Source organism: Paramicrobacterium salitolerans (assembly GCF_051513965.1).
GTDB lineage: Bacteria > Actinomycetota > Actinomycetes > Actinomycetales > Microbacteriaceae > Paramicrobacterium.
On the sequence record NZ_CP195847.1, the window covers coordinates 2,205,693 to 2,220,636 of the forward strand.

Sequence of the window (14,944 nt, forward strand, 5' to 3'; positions counted from 1 at the left end):
GGATACATTCGAACAAAGATTCGAAAGGCGACAAAATGGATTTGACAGTAGGGCAGCTTGGGGAAATCGCACGAGGACGTGGCATTCACCCAGCCGATCTACTTGATGGACGTCAGGGCGCGGTCGAGGATGACTCGCGGGTCTGCGTCAAGGGCGCGGCAGAGGTCGAGGAAGGCGGAAGTTGGGATGTCGCGCTTTCCGTTGAGGTAGTTGAGGACGGCGCTTTTAGATAGTCCGGTCGATTCGACTATGTCGGCAATCGTGTAGCGCGTTCGCCCGCGTTCTGCGCGCAGCTCGGCTGATACAGCTTGCGCGTATTTATCTCCGTAAGTGCCCATGTGTGCACTCTAGCACCATTTTGTGCACTTTGGCCCCCAAATTGGGCAACAAAGTTTTCGTTCGGGCCTTGCACGGTCTCCATATGGCGTCTATGGTGTTCATATGGCTACCAAGGCGAACACCACAGCAGCTCTGATTGAGGCGGCAATCCTCGACGCAGAGCGTACCAAGAAGTGGACCGCTGAGAAGTCAGCAATCCCTACGACCACGTTCAACCGCAAACTGCGGGGTGGTGCCGAGTTCACCATTGGTGAGGTTCTCCGGGTTGCTGACGCTCTGAGCGTCCACCCCTACGATCTTCTCCCCCGCGAGTTCCACATTGGGGTGGCGGCGTGAGTGAGTTCATCACCGCCGAGCGGGTGTGCGAGATCGTCCCCGGCATGACGAAAGCGAACCTTGCACAGTTGCGGTTCAAAGGTCGGGGGCCGAAGTTCTACAAGCCCACACCCCGGAAGGTTCTGTACCGCGAGTCCGAGGTTATCGCGTGGGTCGAGGGAAGCGTGAGGACCACCTCATGACTTTCGGCCCGTTCTCTGTTCTTCATCCGCTCCCTGACGATCACGTGGAGCCGGACGAGCAAGACCCGGATTACGCCCGGGATATCCGACTCGACGACTGGGACGACTAGTCCCCCATCTTCTTAGGTGCCCAGGCGCTCACGGATCGCTGGTCACCGCTGGTTTGCCGTACCCAAAAACGGCTGCGGAACCGTCCCGCTACCAAAGCAACATCGGACGGAACCTAAGTAACTACACAGAGGTTTTGAGCATCTGAAGCTTCGGCTGTTGGTCGTGCATGTGGTGGTGTGCGGCTGATTGATGCTCTGGAACTGTTCAGAGGCTACGGGGCCGCGCATTCGGTAGTCCCCCTTGCGGGGAAGCGCGGTGCTACACGTCGCCAGTGAAGGCATGCCGATGCTGGGCGATAGGACGGGCTGGATGGTTCCTGTTTAGAGGTCCCGCCGACTTTTGTCGGGGTCGGGCCAAGTCGTAGAAGCCCATCTATCGCAGTCTTGCGCCGGGGCCGTCACCGTCATGTGTGGCGGACGAGTCGCAGGGTAACGGGCACGGGGTGAGCGTGAGAACCGTCGTGGCAGGTGAAAAGCCTGCCCACCCCGCATGGGCCGGAGCCGGGAGGCATCACGGGCCGATGAACGGATGCAGCCGACATGGGGACCGTATGCCCCTCTTCCGTTGTGCCAAGTAGTCGGACGCTCGCAGGTTCAAATCCTGCCTGGCTCACGCGTTACGAGAGAGAGGAAAGCGCTATGAGCGATATCACACGTACAACAGAGAAGACGGTCGTCACAGTGAATGTGCGCCGGAACAAGGTCGTCGTCACCTCGTACGACCACCTGACGGTCGAGGAGTCGAAGCAGCTTCGCAAGGAGCTCAAGAAGGCTGAGGTGCAGGCGGCGGAGAACTCGAGCAGGTATATCGACGTTGACCCGAGTGTTCTCGTCGGCTCGTTCCAGTTCGCCAGCGAGTGAACCGTGGGGGTGAAGCATCCGCGGAAGATCGCTGAGAAAGCGTTCCGCGAAAACGGCGGCAGGAAAGTTGGAAGCGACGGGCACGGTGACGTGTGGCGGTTCCCTGACGGGCGACAAATGATCATTCCCGACCGTGCAGGCGCGGGGCATCTTGTCGCGTTGGCTCGTGACGTTCGGGACCGTTACGGGTCCGCACCACAGAAGCTGGGGCGGCGCGAGAAGAACGCACCTGAGCTCGATTTTGACCGGGTGACGTGTTCTGCGCATGCGAAAGCTCGTCTGGCTTTGATGACGGAGCAGGCGGGCATCACGGCGCACGACATGTTGCATGCTCTGCAGTTGCCGGAGCGTGTGCTGTTTGACGAGAAGTACGGGTCGTGGGTGTGGGTGCGGGGTGTTCTCGCGGTGCCTGTGGCTGTCGCTTCTGACGGGTCGGCGGTGATCAAGTCGGTGTTGTGGGCGGATCGGGAGTTGTTTGATCGGTTCCCGCGTGAGCAGGCCGGGTGAGGTTGGCCCTCTACCTAGCAAGTAGGAGCCCCGTCGCGACTGGTACTCGCGGCGGGGCCTGATTCGTTCGATTGGAGAAACGAATGTTTACACAGGATAGGGCATCGGCCCGAGTGGATGATCCTGAAACGTCGTGGGAGGCCGCTAATGGTGTCCCTGTTTCTGAGGTGCAGGGGAGGGTGCTCGACATCCTTGATGCGCGTCAAACGCATTACCCGTTGGGTCTGACTGATGAGCAGATCGAGACAGAGTACCGGGCGATGTTCGGACATGACGCTACGGATCAGTCGTTGCGGTCGCGTCGTGCGGAGCTTGTGCGTAAGGGTCTGGTGGTTTTCACGGGGTTTTACGGCACGAATGTTCGTAATCGGCGGTGCAGGCGGTGGGCTCTCAAGGGGTCGGAGGACGAAGTATGAACGACCAGAGCAATCCTGAGTGGGCTGACGAATACGTGCCTATCCCGGCACCCCGGCATGAGTACCCGCGCATGGTGAACCGTGACCCGGAGAAGAAGGTGGCGCAGCTCGCGACGGTTGCGGGACTCCTGATCATTGGCGGCATCATCCTCACCGTTATTTGGGTGGTGGGCGCATGAGGGCAACAGCGACAGCGGTGGTGCTGGCGTTCTTTTTCGCGGCGGTGGGGATTTACCGGGATGGGTTCAACGGTGCGTCGTTCGCGGCTCTCGTGTTCATGTTCCTTGCCCTCTGCATCGTACCTCTTGAGAGGAAGCACGGTGACTGATTACAGGCCACACCCTGACGCTGGGGAACGGTGGCGTTCACTCACACAAGACCAGATCGACCGGTGGCGGAGGGTTGAGGATCAGTCCGCGTTTGTGGCGCAGATCGCCCATGACATCACGGTCGGTGACATCACGGAAGAAGAAGCGGTGTCGATGGTGTCGGTTGCTGTCGCGGATGTCGCGGCGAAGCTGACTGACATTGCTTTGGACATCTTGAATGAACGGGAGAAACAGTGAGTTTCATCATCATTGACGACGGTGAGGATCGCGCTTCCTGGCTGGATGCTCGGAAGCAGGGGGTCACCGCAACCGATATTGCAACCCTGAAACATGGTGGTGCGGCATCTCGAGCTGCCTTGCTTGCGGAGAAGCTGGGTCGTAAGCGCGGGTTCGGTGGGAATGCTGCTACCGCGTGGGGTCGGGAGCGTGAGGAGAAGATCCTCGATCACCTGGCGAACCTGCACTTCGGGTTGCACGCATCGAAAGCGCTCGTCGGCCATATTGAGCATCCTCGGCACATGGCTACTCCGGATGGGGTCGGCACTGATTGTGTTGCTGAGGTCAAGACGACGAACAAGCCGTGGAAGTCGATCGATGACATCCCTGAACGGTATCTGACGCAGATGCAGTGGCAGATGTACGTCACGGGCATGGACTTCTGCGTCTTCGGCTGGGAGGAGCACGAAGACTACGTCCCGGTGTCGTGGGAGCCGGAAGTTCGGATCTTCAACCGCGACGATGATGCGATCGATGAGCTTGTCGACCTCGCTGACGGCTTCCTCAGAGAGATGGATGCCCCGTATCAGCCGACTCGGTATGACGATCTGATCGCGGAATACAACCTGCGCCGCGCCGCTGTGAAAGCCGCGCAAGACGAGCTTTCTGAGACGGACGCAGCGCTTCGCGAAATGCTCGCCGAACTCGACTCAGAGAAGGTCGTCACCCCGTTCGGCAATCTCACATGGTCGACGCCGAAGCCACGGCAGACGTTCGATTCGACACGGTTCAAGAAAGAGCACCCGGACACGTACGGCGAGTACGTGAAGGTGTCGCAGGCTAAGCCGTCGCTGCGTGTGACGGAGTTTAGGGAGATAGACGATGAGTGAGCAGGTAAGCCTGGGGGCACCCACAGCAGCTGAGATCGCGTTGGCGAAGCTGCGGGAGCCGTTCAAGCCGGAGCAGATCGGGAAGCTCCCGAAGCCGTACCGTCGCGACTCTGAGAAGGGCAAGTGTCAAGAGTGCGGCGGGTATCACGGTCTCCCTGCCGCGCATCTTGACTATGTGGGGCATGCGGCGGTCACTGACAGGCTGTTGCAGGTTGACCCGGAATGGTCGTGGGAGCCTGTCGGGTTTGACGAGCACGGTTTACCGAAGTTCGACCAGATCGGCGGGTTGTGGATCAAGCTCACCGTCGGCGGTGTCACCCGGTTCGGGTATGGGGACGCTCAGGGGAAGCAGGGCGCGAACGCGGTAAAGGAAGTCATCGGTGATGCGATCCGTAACGCCGCAATGCGGTTCGGGGTTGCTCTTGATCTGTGGTCGAAAGAAGACCTTGCCGGGGCGCAGGACCAGGCCGCTAACCGTGAATGGGTGTCTGAGGCTGAGGCTGCGGAGACTGTCGAGGATGTGAAGGCGGTGTGGCGTCAGGCGAAGGATGCTGGCGCTGATGTGAGCACGCTCGACAAGATCGCCGTCATTGGGCGTGAACGGAAGGGCGAATAATGCCTCTGCCTACACAGCAACGATTGAACGATCACCTTGTCAGGTGGGACAAGGAGATCAAGTCGTATGACATCGCGGTGACAGAGTACGGGCAACGTAAAGCGGATCTTGAGTATCGGCGTGCGGTTGTCATGGAGACAGCGAAGCATGAGCACGAGAAGTTGTCGCAGGCGGCGGCTGAGAAGATCGCGGACGCGGACAAAGAGGCGTACCAGTTGCACCGCGAGTTCCGGTCGGCAGAGTCCACGATTGCGGCGAAGAAGGAGCGGCTCAAGTGGTGTGCCGCTGTTGCTGATGCTTTGCGTTCTGAGGTTGCTACAGAGCGTGAGGAAGCGCGCCTGTATTCGGAGAACAGGAGTACCCCGTGATGGTGCATGTGAAGTTCGATTCTGACGGCGCTCCCATCGGTCTGGATTGGGAGCGTTTCGTTTCCGAGTACCTCGTGAAGGAGGAAGCGTGAGTGAGCTTCTGAAAGTGAATGATGCGATCCGTCGTCTGTCGGAGATCAAGTCACGCAATTATGACTTCACCCCGCAGTGGCCGGGTGACACTCAGGTGTATTCGGACGGGTTCAAGTCTGCGTTGTTTTATGACGAGGATGCGCGTGACGACTTCGAGACTCTCCACCGCATGTTGAGTGCTCTGGTCATGTTCCTCATCGACAGCACCGGGGCCGCGAACGACATCGACACTCACGGCACCCCGGACGAACCCGCGTCATGGGAGGCCGCGAGAACGATCGCGGAATCAATCCTAGGGAGGCCAACTGATGTCGTTTGATGGTAATGGCTGGTCACCCGACACAGTGCAGACCGAACCCATCCCGACTCGGAAGCCCCGCCGGAATCGCAGATCAGCGAAGAAGGCGGGGTCTTCTTTTGAACGCTTGGTAGCCGACTATCTCAAGGCCGCTCTCGAGGATGACCACATCGACCGACGTGTGAAGCACGGCCGCAACGACCGCGGCGACATTTCAGGTGTCCGCACAGTCCGCGGCGCACGTGTCGTGATCGAAGCGAAGAACGTCGTGAAGATGGCGTTGTCGCAGTGGATCGGTGAAGCCGAGACAGAGGCCGGGAACGATGACACACCTTACGGGGTGGTTGTGCACAAACGCCACGGCAAAGGGCGACCAGAAGAGCAGTACGTGACCATGACACTCGCGACGTTCGCCGCGCTACTCCAAGGAGGGCCAGATGACTACCGGTTCTGATTACGAATCGTTCATCAAAGCGAAAGCCGACTTCTCGAAGCATTACGGATTCGATGTTGACGTGGACGACATCAACCCGATTCTGAAACCGCATCAGCGCGACATTGTGAAGTGGGCTGTTTACGGTGGGCGGCGCGCGATCTTCGCCGCCTTCGGGCTGGGCAAGTCGGTAATGCAGTTAGAGACTCTGCGGCTGATCCTCAAGCACGTCGGCGGGAAGGCTCTGATCATTGCACCGTTGGGTGTGAGGGGCGAGTTCAGGCGTGACGCTGAGATGCTCGGCATGACAACCACGTTCGTTCGCCGCGACTCTGAGGTCGCCGGTGACGGGCTCTACATCACCAATTACGAGAGTGTGCGTGACGGGAAGCTCGACCCGAACCAGTTCACAGCGGTATCGCTCGATGAAGCGTCCATTCTGCGGTCGTACGGGTCGAAAACGTATCAGACGTTCCTCGGCCTGTTCGAGGATGTGGAGTTCAAGTTCGTCGCCACGGCCACGCCTTCCCCGAACAGGTACAAGGAGCTGATCCATTACGCCGGGTTCTTGGGCGTGATGGACACAGGGCAGGCGCTCACACGGTTTTTCCAACGCGACTCGACGAAGGCAAACAACCTCACCCTGTATCCGCACAAGGTCAAAGAGTTCTACCTGTGGCTGTCCAGCTGGTCGGTGTTCCTGCAATCCCCTGCCGACCTGGGCTATGACGCCACGGGGTATGAACTCCCGGAACTCAAGGTGACGTGGGAGAAGGTCGAAACCGATATATCTGCCGACGACATGGACAGGGACGGGCAGGGCGTCATGTTCCGCAACGCCGCGTTGTCGCTCAAGGATGCGTCACGGGAGAAGCGAGACACCATGACGCACCGCATTGCACGTATGCGGACCATCCTTGCCGACTACGACGACCTCGACCAGGTGGTGATCTGGTGCGACCTGAACGCCGAGCAGGATCTCATCGAGAAAACACTGCAAGCGGACGGTGAAACCTACTCGTCAGTGTTCGGGTCGCTCGACCCTGACGAAGCCGAACGCCGCATCGACGAATGGCGCGACAAGGAAACGACGGCGCTGATCGGTAAACCGGTGATGCTCGGTCAAGGCCTGAACCTGCAGCAGTGCAACAAGGCCGTGTTCGTCGGAGTCACCTACAAGTTCAACGACCTCATTCAGGCGGTTCACCGCATCCAACGGTTCGGGCAGACCCGGACGTGTGATGTGCGGTTCATCTACGCCGAGACTGAGGCCGAAATCGTTGCGACGCTTCAAGAGAAGTGGGCGCAGCATGAGGAGCTGACAAAGCAGATGACGGAGATCATCAGAGAGCACGGGCTGAATAAGTCCGATATTGCGGAAGTGCTCACCCGCGCGATGGGTGTGGAAAGAATTGAAGCATCCGGTGAGAACTGGACGGCCGTTAACAACGACTGCGTGAAGGAAACACAGTCGATGGGTGAGAACACAGTCGGCCTGATCGTCACGAGTATCCCGTTCTCGAACCACTACGAGTACACGCCGAACTACAACGACTTCGGCCACACCGATAACAACGATCACTTCTGGGCACAGATGGACTATCTGACCCCGGAACTTCTTAGGGTTCTGCAACCCGGACGGATCTACGCCTGCCATGTGAAGGACCGCATCAACTTCGGCAACGTGACCGGGGCTGGTATCCCCACAGTGTCACCGTTCCATGTTGAGGCCGTCCAGCACGGCATCAAGCATGGTTTCGACTACATGGGCATGATCACGATCGTCACCGACGTGGTACGGGAGAACAACCAGACGTACAGGCTGGGCTGGTCTGAGAACGCGAAGGACGGCACAAAGATGGGCGTTGGCTCACCTGAATACGTTCTGCTGTTCCACAAGCCGCAGACGGACCGGTCGAAGGGGTACGCGGATGTTCCTGTGACGAAATCGAAGCAGGACTACACGCGGGCACGCTGGCAGGTTGATGCTCACGCGTTCTGGCGTTCATCCGGTAACCGGCATCTGACACCTGACGAGCTCGCACAGTTGAAGCCTGAGGACATGTCGCGTCTGTTCACGAAACAGACTCTCGAGCAGGTGTACGACTTCGAGTCGCACGTGAAGCTCGGGGAGGAACTTGAGGGGCGTGGGTCGCTCCCAGCAACGTTCATGTCGCTCGCGCCGGGGTCGTGGCATCCGGAGGTGTGGCACGACGTGAACCGCATGCTCACTCTCAACGGGGAGCAGAAGCGCCGCAACGTGCAAATGCATGTGTGCCCTCTGCAGTGGGACATCGTTGATCGGCTGATTGAACGGTATTCCAACGAGGGCGATCTCGTGTTCGACCCCTTCGGCGGTATCGGGACAGTCCCGTTGCGCGCTCTCAAGATGGGCCGCAGAGGCTACATGTCCGAGCTGAACTCGGGTTACTTCATGGATGCGGTGAAGTACCTCGAAGCAGAGGAACGGAAGGCGGCGATGCCGACTCTGTTCGACCTGATGGAGACAGCATGAAAGTGGGCAGTCTCTTTTCTGGTGCTGGTGGTCTTGACCTTGCAGTCGAGGCCTTTTTTAGTGCACGAGTGGCGTGGCATGTCGAGTTCGATGAAGCCCCGTCGAAAGTGCTCTCGTACCGGTACCCAGGCGTCCCGAACTACGGAGACATCACACAGGTGAACTGGGCGTCAGTGGAGCCGGTGGACATCCTCACGGGCGGGTTCCCCTGCCAGGACCTGTCCTTAGCTGGCCGGCGTGCGGGTATGCGGCCTGGCACACGGTCTGGTCTATGGGCCGACTATTTACGCGCTATTGAAGCGCTCAAACCAAGAATGGTGGTGATTGAGAATGTGCGAGGCATTCTCAGCGGGTGCGCGGAATCCTCTGGCGGTCTGGAACCCTGCCCGGGATGTGTGGGAGACGGAGAGCATAGACCTTCTATCCGAGCACTCGGACGTGTTCTGGGAGACTTGGCCAACCTCGGGTATGACGCGGAATGGTGTGGCCTACGAGCTGCAGACGCGGGTGCACCGCACGGGCGTTTCCGAGTCTTCGTTATTGCGTACCCCTGTGGCGGACGAAGCCGGTGGTGGCCCCTTGCATCCGGACACAGCGAGGGAGCGGGGGCAGACCCTCAGACTGACGGGACAGATTCTTGCTCATACGGGGCATCTGTTGCCGACACCGCAAGCGTACGACGGGGATCGCGGAGGCCCGCAACATCCGGACAAGAAGCGCGCGGGGGGCCACTCGGTGAATATTCAAGACGTGGTGCAGTTTCATCTTCTGCCGACACCGGTAGTGACGGACTCGGCGGGGACGCGGAACGAGTCAGCGAATCGGTCGAATCCGAACTCGAAGCATCATTCGGGCCGGACGTTGACGGATGCGCTGTTGCCGACACCGGTTGCTCAACCATCGGGGAATACCCCGGAGGATCATCTGCGGAAGAAGCCGGGACGCGCTCAGGTGACCGATCTGGCGATCATGGCGGAGAACGACCTCATACGAACTGGGGGCCGTATGAACCCGCGATCAGACGGTGGGAAACAGTGACTGGCAGAGCCGCCCCGCCGCCAACAGTTCCGGACGGGAGGAACGGACAGCACCGGCTATCCGCGCGTCTGACCGAATGGATGATGGGTTGGCCTGACGGGTGGGTCACTGATCCCGATATCGGTCTCACACGGAATCAGCAGCTCAAGATATGTGGCAACGGTGTTGTGCCCCAGCAAGCCCTACTCGCATTGCAGGTGATCGTATGAGTGCGATCCCGAAGAAGATCCGTGACGCGGTGCATGAGCGTTCAGGGGGCCAGTGCGAGAGATGTTTCTCGGCTGGCCCTCTCGAGTTGCATCACCGGAAGTTCCGGTCGCGTGGCGGGAAGCACACGGTGGAGAACCTCGTCGCGTTATGCGGGTGGGGGAACCATACAGGGTGCCATGGTCTCGCGCACACGGACGGCACTGGCGGGTGGTCGGTGCATTCGTGGGATGACGAACGCATCATCCCGGTTCGTGACGATCTCGGCAGGCTCTGGATGCTCGACAAATTCGGGCGGAAACACGAAATCACAGAACCACCGTTCTGAAAGAGAGGAGGGCGTAATGACCTGGTTCAAGGTGGATGACGGGTTCTGGTCGCATCCGAAAACGGCGACGCTGTCCGATGCGGCGGTGACGTTGTGGGTGCGTGCTGGTGCGTATTCGTGTCAGCACCTCACGGACGGGGTGATTGCGCGGACAGTTCTCCGTCTGGTGGGGACGGAGGATGCGGCGGGAGAGCTGGTCGCTGCGGGGTTGTGGTTGGAGCATCCGGAAGGGTGGGTGTTCCACGACTGGGGCGACTATCAGGAGACTCGGGATGCGGTGCGGAAACGGCGTGACGATTGGCGTGAACGTCAACGTCGGTCACGCGTGAAAGCGGAGCAGAAACGGCGTGAGTCAAGCAATGAGTCCGACAGTGAGTCACGCGTGACACACGGTGAGACTCACGGCGTGAGTCAAGGAGTCCCGTCCCGTCCCGTCCCGTCCACTACTTCTAACGAAGTAGTAACCCCCCTAACCCCCCAACGGGGGAAACGGGGAACACGCATCGACCCTGACTGGAAGCCAACACCCGAAACAGTCACGAAGATCGAACACGACTGCCCCGGCCTCAACTACCAAGCCGAGCATGTCGTATTCATCGACTACTGGATCGCCCAGCCGGGGCAGAAGGGCGTGAAGCTCGACTGGGACGCGACCTGGCGCAACTGGATGCGCCGCAAACACAACGACAGCCCAAAGCGTGGGCAGCGCCCGTCACGGGATCAGGCGAACATGCAATTCGTTGCGTCCCTCGGGCAGAAAGGAATCGGAACATGAACCTGCAAGAGGCAGGGAAGCTGTTGCTGGTCGCGTCCGGGTTCGACCGTCGCGAAGTGTCAGAACTCAACGCCACCGCATGGCACACCGCGTTGGGCAAGCATTCGTACGAGGACTGCGAGAAAGCGGTGATCGCTCACTTCACGGATCCTCTGACACGGCACGAGTATTTGACGGTCGGGCATGTGCTCGATCGTGTGGAAGCTCAGGGGCGCATGTCGAAGCGTGCGATTGAGGCGGATGTGCGGTCCGCGAAAGCACGCGGCCTGATCGATCGGTCGTATCCGGCGCGGGAGCGGTTGCCGGAGGATGTGGCGCGCAGGTTGGCTGAGGCTCGCCGGCGTGACATGGAGCAGGTGCGGGAGCTGGAGTCATGAGCTCTGATGATGATTTCGCCCGGTTCCTTGCCACACGTGACCCTGCCCTGATCGAGGGTGAACGGTTCGGGCACCCGTCGAGTTCTGAACGGACGGGGTCTTTGGATGACAGGTTGATGCGTGCCGAGCATGAGGCGCGCCGGGTTGGGTTCTGGCGGACGATGCGGGGCGAGATAACCCCGTTGCAGTTCCGTGACCTGATCAATGAGTGCGTGGAGTACAAGCCCGCACCGAATTACAAGCCGCGCCGGGGGACGGTACCGGCAAGTAAGCAGTTACAGATCGCCGTGGAAGCGGCAGGAAAGAGGATCGCATGAGTAAGGCAACAACGACGGTTGAGGGTTTCGCGGCGGAACCTCGTAGGTCACAGACGCAGGCGGGTAAGGATGTGCTGACGGTAGCTGTCGCGCATACTCCGCGTCGGAAGAACCGTGAGACGGGCGAGTTCGAGGATGCGGGGCCGACGACATGGTTTGAGGCGGCGTTCTGGGAGCAGGATGCGCACGCGGTCGCGCAGGTGGTGTCGAAGGGCACTCTGGTGACGATCACGGGGCAACCGGAGGTGAACGTGTTCACGAAGCAGGACGGCACCACGGGTGCGACGGTGAGGCTGAAGTTCGCCACGCTTGGGGTTGTGCCGCGCGCTCAGCAGGCAAACGGACCCGCTCAGGTATCCGCACCCGCCCCGGCTGTTTCTGAGCCGTCTACGGGCGACTGGGCGACGTACAACGATGAGGCTCCGTTTTGAGTCCGCGGAAAGAAAACCGTGACTGGCAGGAGCTGGAACGGTACGTAAACACAACGTTGGGGTCACGCGAACGCGTGGCCCTTTCTCGTCCCTGCTGCGCGAAGTGCATGCGTGGCACGAAAGCAATACCGGGCGGGTGCGGTCAGCCTGCCTGCGACTGTCACAGGAGGGCAGCATGACTGGGTTCAAGGCCAGCAACGGCTGGCACATCGACGGGGACGGCGACCTTTGGAGCAGTCTCGGAGAACTGGTGCTCCTTGACAGCCATATCGCTCACGTCCGTCGCTTCTTCCTCGAAGAGCGCGACCACGAGCTTGGCCGGTGGCGGTCTAAGGCTGACCCGTCATGGACGGCTGTCAGGGACGGCGAGTTTGTCTACTTCCAGAACGAGGACGGCAAACGATCGTTCTCGTTCAACGCCGACGAGACCACGGATTACAGGTGGTCGGGTGACCTGATCGAGATCGCACGTGAGTACTTCGCCACTCACCCTCAGCACAAGCCACTGCCGGAGGCTAAGGGGCTTTACGTCAACGCCACCTATGCGCGCGAGTTCCCGCATAACACGGCTGTTCTAACGCGCGACTACGAGGGTTGGCACCACTACGGCGACCCCAGGACTGATGCCGAGAGGACAGCTCAACAGTGGCACGACGCTGGCGAACTGGTGCGCCTCGTGCCCGAGGGGAGTGGTGACGAATGAGCATCGACCATGCGGCAGAGGCTGACGTTCGCCTTGAGGACGCGAGGGACTATTCAGGTGAGGGCGAGTTCGCGTTGGCTGATCTTGCAGTGAAGTCGGCACAGGTGCATGCCGCGCTCGCGATGGTGGAGCAACAGAGGGTCGCAAATTTGATTGCTGTCAGGCAGATGGAGGGCGGGCCGTACAAGGACATTAACCGTTGGGATGACGGCGACGAGACCGACTCACTGCCGCTCGCCACCCAGCAGATTCGAGAAGGGCTGGGATTGTGACTGATCTGGATTTGGCCGAGCTTGAACGGCTCGCGAAGGCGGCAACGCCGGGGCCGTGGTCTTGGTGCGCCAAGCAGACCGCTGACGGTGATTCATGGGCTGTGCTCGACAGTCATGATCACGCACTGGCTATGAACACCGATGGGTGGGTGCTGGACGCCGAGTTCATCGCCGCGACTGACCCGCAAACGGTGCTGGCTTTGATTGAGCGCGCCGAGTCCGCTGAACGGCGGATTGCGGTGGTGCGGGAGATGCACCGTCCGATTGATATAGAGCCGAGCGACACGATCTGCGGTGAGTGCTCACTTCAGCTACCTAACGGGCACTTTTTCGGGAAAGTCGTGGAGTGGCCGTGCGAGACCGTGAAAGCCCTGACCGAAGGAGACGAACAATGAGCACGAATGACGAGAGCATCGACCTGGACGAGGCGATCAAAGATTTTGAGGACATGATCGCAGGAAAACCAGACGCAGGCTACGTGCTGACGAACGGCGACGTTCTGACACTGCTCAAGCGGCTCCGTGAGGCTGAGGCGCGCATCGAGAGGGTGGTGCGTCTGCGTGACCGTATGGAGCAACAGCGTGACGACATAGACGAGTCCGTGCGGCTGTCCACGATGATCCGAGACCTGAACGCCGCCCTGACCGAAGGAGACAAGTAATGAGTGCGAATGAGGAACTGATTGCCCGGTTGCGTGGCGTGGTTGAGGACGCGTTGGAGGACTCGTTGCAGGTGGAAAACGAGTTTTGTGTCACGGATGCGGAGCACGAGGCGGCTAAGTCTGACCGGGCCCGAGCGCTGAGCGTACGCGATGACGTGATCGCGGCCCTCGAACAGGTGACCGCTGAGCGGGACGAGCTGGCCGCCGTCGTTCGGGAGGCACTGGACGTGGCACGTTCTGGCTCAGTTCCCCTCGGTGTCCAGGAAGCGCGGCACTTTGACCGACTATTGGCTGAGACTCGCCGTGTGCTTCAAGGGTCCCCCTCTGTCGCGCTTGACCGCGTGAAGGCCGAAGCGCTGAGGGAAGCGGCTGACGAGCGCGATCAGCTGGCGGGGGATAGCGACGTAATCAGTCGGTGGCTTCGTGACCGCGCCGACCGCATCGAGAAAGGCGAGAGCAATGAGTGAGTACACGCCCACGACGGATGAAGGGTGGGCTCTCGTTGACCTGCTCAAGGAAATCCTCGAAGACTTCACGGACGAGCCGCAGTTCACTCGGGCCGAGCACGCTCTCATGGCTCCCGGTCAGATTCGACGCGAATGGCTCGCAGAGCACGACGCGGCGCTGATCGAGAAGCTGGCTGACGGCATCAACGGACGCTCAGGGGGCCAGCAGGAGTCGTGGCTCCGCGCTCGCGCCGCTGAAATCAGGGAGGGCGCGAAGTGAGGGCGAGTCGGAAGTGGTGGCCGCTTGGGCGCTGGAACAAAAACATCGGAGTGTCATCGAGCACGCGACGCACAGCTTCGCTCGGAGGAACACTGACCACTTCGGGCGAGACAACACTTGGAGAGCTTCGCCGGTTCATGAAAACCATTGAGCAGTGGCCCGACCGCGCCGTAGTTGGGCAGGCGGCGGGAGCGGTTCTGGAAGTCGTGTATTTCTCGGACGCTGACCCGCTCACACGCGAGGATGGCACGAAGTGAGTATCGAGCAGGAGGCACGTGCTGAGGCCGAGAAGCGGTGGCCGGGTGCTGACGGGTATGCGACTGTCGTACAGCTCCGCGCCGAGTTCACCAACGGCTACATTGCCGGGGCTTCTCGTCCTGTCACGGATGCGGAAGCTGACGCCGCGCAGACCGCATTCCACGAGTACGTGATAGGTGCCGACGAGCCGCTGACCGAGCGTGACCTCAGCATGGGACGGCAGGCATGGAAAGTCGCCCTCGAAGCGGCACGGGAGGCGTCATGAGAGTGCGCGCATTCTTTGTGGGGGTCGGGCTGACAAGCCTGGCCCTCGTCTTTTTTCACATGTACGCCCCAAAGGTC

The 14,944-nt window shown here is 60.3% G+C and carries 27 protein-coding genes; 26 read left to right on the forward strand and 1 reads right to left on the reverse strand.

Going from position 1 to position 14,944, the window contains the following annotated elements; translation table 11 throughout:
* Nucleotides 1-98: 98 nt before the first annotated feature.
* Nucleotides 99-338 (reverse strand): helix-turn-helix domain-containing protein, encoded by a 240-nt coding sequence (locus tag ACSAGD_RS10510; RefSeq protein ID WP_437582684.1) that lies wholly within the window; start codon nucleotides 336-338, stop codon nucleotides 99-101.
* A gap of 103 nt (nucleotides 339-441) precedes the next feature.
* Here ACSAGD_RS10510 and ACSAGD_RS10515 point away from each other — a divergent pair, with 103 nt between their 5' ends.
* From ACSAGD_RS10515 to ACSAGD_RS10640, 26 genes are all read left to right on the forward strand, one after another.
* A complete protein-coding gene (locus tag ACSAGD_RS10515; RefSeq protein ID WP_437582685.1) occupies nucleotides 442-675 on the forward strand; it encodes a hypothetical protein in 234 nt (77 codons plus the stop codon).
* Nucleotides 672-857: a helix-turn-helix transcriptional regulator gene (locus tag ACSAGD_RS10520; protein ID WP_437582686.1), complete on the forward strand. Its 186-nt coding sequence runs from the start codon at nucleotides 672-674 to the stop codon at nucleotides 855-857. The genes ACSAGD_RS10515 and ACSAGD_RS10520 overlap by 4 nt, the downstream gene beginning before the upstream one ends.
* Before the next feature lie 749 nt (nucleotides 858-1,606).
* Nucleotides 1,607-1,828 carry a hypothetical protein gene (locus ACSAGD_RS10525; RefSeq protein WP_437582687.1) on the forward strand — a complete coding sequence of 74 codons (222 nt, stop codon included), beginning with the start codon at nucleotides 1,607-1,609 and terminating at the stop codon, nucleotides 1,826-1,828.
* Between the two features lie 288 nt (nucleotides 1,829-2,116).
* Nucleotides 2,117-2,335: a hypothetical protein gene (locus tag ACSAGD_RS10530; protein ID WP_437582688.1), complete on the forward strand. Its 219-nt coding sequence runs from the start codon at nucleotides 2,117-2,119 to the stop codon at nucleotides 2,333-2,335.
* A gap of 412 nt (nucleotides 2,336-2,747) precedes the next feature.
* On the forward strand, nucleotides 2,748-2,930 hold the full coding sequence (locus ACSAGD_RS10535; RefSeq protein WP_437582689.1) for a hypothetical protein: 183 nt from the start codon (nucleotides 2,748-2,750) through the stop codon (nucleotides 2,928-2,930).
* Complete coding sequence (locus ACSAGD_RS10540) at nucleotides 2,927-3,079, forward strand: hypothetical protein (protein WP_437582690.1); 153 nt, start codon at nucleotides 2,927-2,929, stop codon at nucleotides 3,077-3,079. The genes ACSAGD_RS10535 and ACSAGD_RS10540 overlap by 4 nt, the downstream gene beginning before the upstream one ends.
* 94 nt (nucleotides 3,080-3,173) lie before the next feature.
* Nucleotides 3,174-3,317 carry a hypothetical protein gene (locus ACSAGD_RS10545; RefSeq protein WP_437582691.1) on the forward strand — a complete coding sequence of 48 codons (144 nt, stop codon included), beginning with the start codon at nucleotides 3,174-3,176 and terminating at the stop codon, nucleotides 3,315-3,317.
* On the forward strand, nucleotides 3,314-4,186 hold the full coding sequence (locus ACSAGD_RS10550) for a YqaJ viral recombinase family protein (protein WP_437582692.1): 873 nt from the start codon (nucleotides 3,314-3,316) through the stop codon (nucleotides 4,184-4,186). The genes ACSAGD_RS10545 and ACSAGD_RS10550 overlap by 4 nt, the downstream gene beginning before the upstream one ends.
* Nucleotides 4,179-4,802 (forward strand): hypothetical protein, encoded by a 624-nt coding sequence (locus ACSAGD_RS10555; RefSeq protein WP_437582693.1) that lies wholly within the window; start codon nucleotides 4,179-4,181, stop codon nucleotides 4,800-4,802. The genes ACSAGD_RS10550 and ACSAGD_RS10555 overlap by 8 nt, the downstream gene beginning before the upstream one ends.
* Before the next feature lie 23 nt (nucleotides 4,803-4,825).
* The gene (locus tag ACSAGD_RS10560) at nucleotides 4,826-5,170 is read left to right on the forward strand and encodes a hypothetical protein (RefSeq protein WP_437582694.1); all 345 of its coding nucleotides are present in this window, start codon (nucleotides 4,826-4,828) and stop codon (nucleotides 5,168-5,170) included.
* 88 nt (nucleotides 5,171-5,258) lie between these two features.
* The gene (locus ACSAGD_RS10565; protein WP_437582696.1) at nucleotides 5,259-5,582 is read left to right on the forward strand and encodes a hypothetical protein; all 324 of its coding nucleotides are present in this window, start codon (nucleotides 5,259-5,261) and stop codon (nucleotides 5,580-5,582) included.
* 106 nt (nucleotides 5,583-5,688) lie between these two features.
* Nucleotides 5,689-6,015 carry a hypothetical protein gene (locus ACSAGD_RS10570; RefSeq protein ID WP_437582698.1) on the forward strand — a complete coding sequence of 109 codons (327 nt, stop codon included), beginning with the start codon at nucleotides 5,689-5,691 and terminating at the stop codon, nucleotides 6,013-6,015.
* The gene (locus ACSAGD_RS10575; RefSeq protein ID WP_437582699.1) at nucleotides 5,999-8,509 is read left to right on the forward strand and encodes a DNA methyltransferase; all 2,511 of its coding nucleotides are present in this window, start codon (nucleotides 5,999-6,001) and stop codon (nucleotides 8,507-8,509) included. Before ACSAGD_RS10570 ends, ACSAGD_RS10575 begins: the two co-directional genes overlap by 17 nt.
* On the forward strand, nucleotides 8,506-9,756 hold the full coding sequence (locus tag ACSAGD_RS10580) for a DNA cytosine methyltransferase (protein ID WP_437582700.1): 1,251 nt from the start codon (nucleotides 8,506-8,508) through the stop codon (nucleotides 9,754-9,756). Before ACSAGD_RS10575 ends, ACSAGD_RS10580 begins: the two co-directional genes overlap by 4 nt.
* Entirely contained in the window at nucleotides 9,753-10,082 is a 330-nt protein-coding gene (locus ACSAGD_RS10585; protein ID WP_437582701.1) for an HNH endonuclease, read from the forward strand. The genes ACSAGD_RS10580 and ACSAGD_RS10585 overlap by 4 nt, the downstream gene beginning before the upstream one ends.
* Before the next feature lie 16 nt (nucleotides 10,083-10,098).
* On the forward strand, nucleotides 10,099-10,857 hold the full coding sequence (locus ACSAGD_RS10590) for a hypothetical protein (protein ID WP_437582702.1): 759 nt from the start codon (nucleotides 10,099-10,101) through the stop codon (nucleotides 10,855-10,857).
* Entirely contained in the window at nucleotides 10,854-11,234 is a 381-nt protein-coding gene (locus ACSAGD_RS10595) for a hypothetical protein (protein WP_437582703.1), read from the forward strand. The genes ACSAGD_RS10590 and ACSAGD_RS10595 overlap by 4 nt, the downstream gene beginning before the upstream one ends.
* Complete coding sequence (locus ACSAGD_RS10600) at nucleotides 11,231-11,551, forward strand: hypothetical protein (protein WP_437582704.1); 321 nt, start codon at nucleotides 11,231-11,233, stop codon at nucleotides 11,549-11,551. The genes ACSAGD_RS10595 and ACSAGD_RS10600 overlap by 4 nt, the downstream gene beginning before the upstream one ends.
* Nucleotides 11,548-11,982: a single-stranded DNA-binding protein gene (locus tag ACSAGD_RS10605; RefSeq protein WP_437582705.1), complete on the forward strand. Its 435-nt coding sequence runs from the start codon at nucleotides 11,548-11,550 to the stop codon at nucleotides 11,980-11,982. The genes ACSAGD_RS10600 and ACSAGD_RS10605 overlap by 4 nt, the downstream gene beginning before the upstream one ends.
* A 175-nt stretch (nucleotides 11,983-12,157) precedes the next feature.
* Nucleotides 12,158-12,685 carry a hypothetical protein gene (locus tag ACSAGD_RS10610; protein ID WP_437582706.1) on the forward strand — a complete coding sequence of 176 codons (528 nt, stop codon included), beginning with the start codon at nucleotides 12,158-12,160 and terminating at the stop codon, nucleotides 12,683-12,685.
* Nucleotides 12,682-12,957: a hypothetical protein gene (locus tag ACSAGD_RS10615; protein ID WP_437582707.1), complete on the forward strand. Its 276-nt coding sequence runs from the start codon at nucleotides 12,682-12,684 to the stop codon at nucleotides 12,955-12,957. Before ACSAGD_RS10610 ends, ACSAGD_RS10615 begins: the two co-directional genes overlap by 4 nt.
* Nucleotides 12,954-13,352: an ead/Ea22-like family protein gene (locus ACSAGD_RS10620; RefSeq protein ID WP_437582708.1), complete on the forward strand. Its 399-nt coding sequence runs from the start codon at nucleotides 12,954-12,956 to the stop codon at nucleotides 13,350-13,352. Before ACSAGD_RS10615 ends, ACSAGD_RS10620 begins: the two co-directional genes overlap by 4 nt.
* On the forward strand, nucleotides 13,349-13,618 hold the full coding sequence (locus ACSAGD_RS10625) for a hypothetical protein (protein ID WP_437582709.1): 270 nt from the start codon (nucleotides 13,349-13,351) through the stop codon (nucleotides 13,616-13,618). The genes ACSAGD_RS10620 and ACSAGD_RS10625 overlap by 4 nt, the downstream gene beginning before the upstream one ends.
* Nucleotides 13,618-14,085 carry a hypothetical protein gene (locus ACSAGD_RS10630; RefSeq protein ID WP_437582711.1) on the forward strand — a complete coding sequence of 156 codons (468 nt, stop codon included), beginning with the start codon at nucleotides 13,618-13,620 and terminating at the stop codon, nucleotides 14,083-14,085. Before ACSAGD_RS10625 ends, ACSAGD_RS10630 begins: the two co-directional genes overlap by 1 nt.
* On the forward strand, nucleotides 14,078-14,344 hold the full coding sequence (locus tag ACSAGD_RS10635) for a hypothetical protein (RefSeq protein WP_437582712.1): 267 nt from the start codon (nucleotides 14,078-14,080) through the stop codon (nucleotides 14,342-14,344). Before ACSAGD_RS10630 ends, ACSAGD_RS10635 begins: the two co-directional genes overlap by 8 nt.
* 253 nt (nucleotides 14,345-14,597) lie before the next feature.
* On the forward strand, nucleotides 14,598-14,867 hold the full coding sequence (locus tag ACSAGD_RS10640) for a hypothetical protein (RefSeq protein WP_437582713.1): 270 nt from the start codon (nucleotides 14,598-14,600) through the stop codon (nucleotides 14,865-14,867).
* Nucleotides 14,868-14,944: the final 77 nt, after the last annotated feature.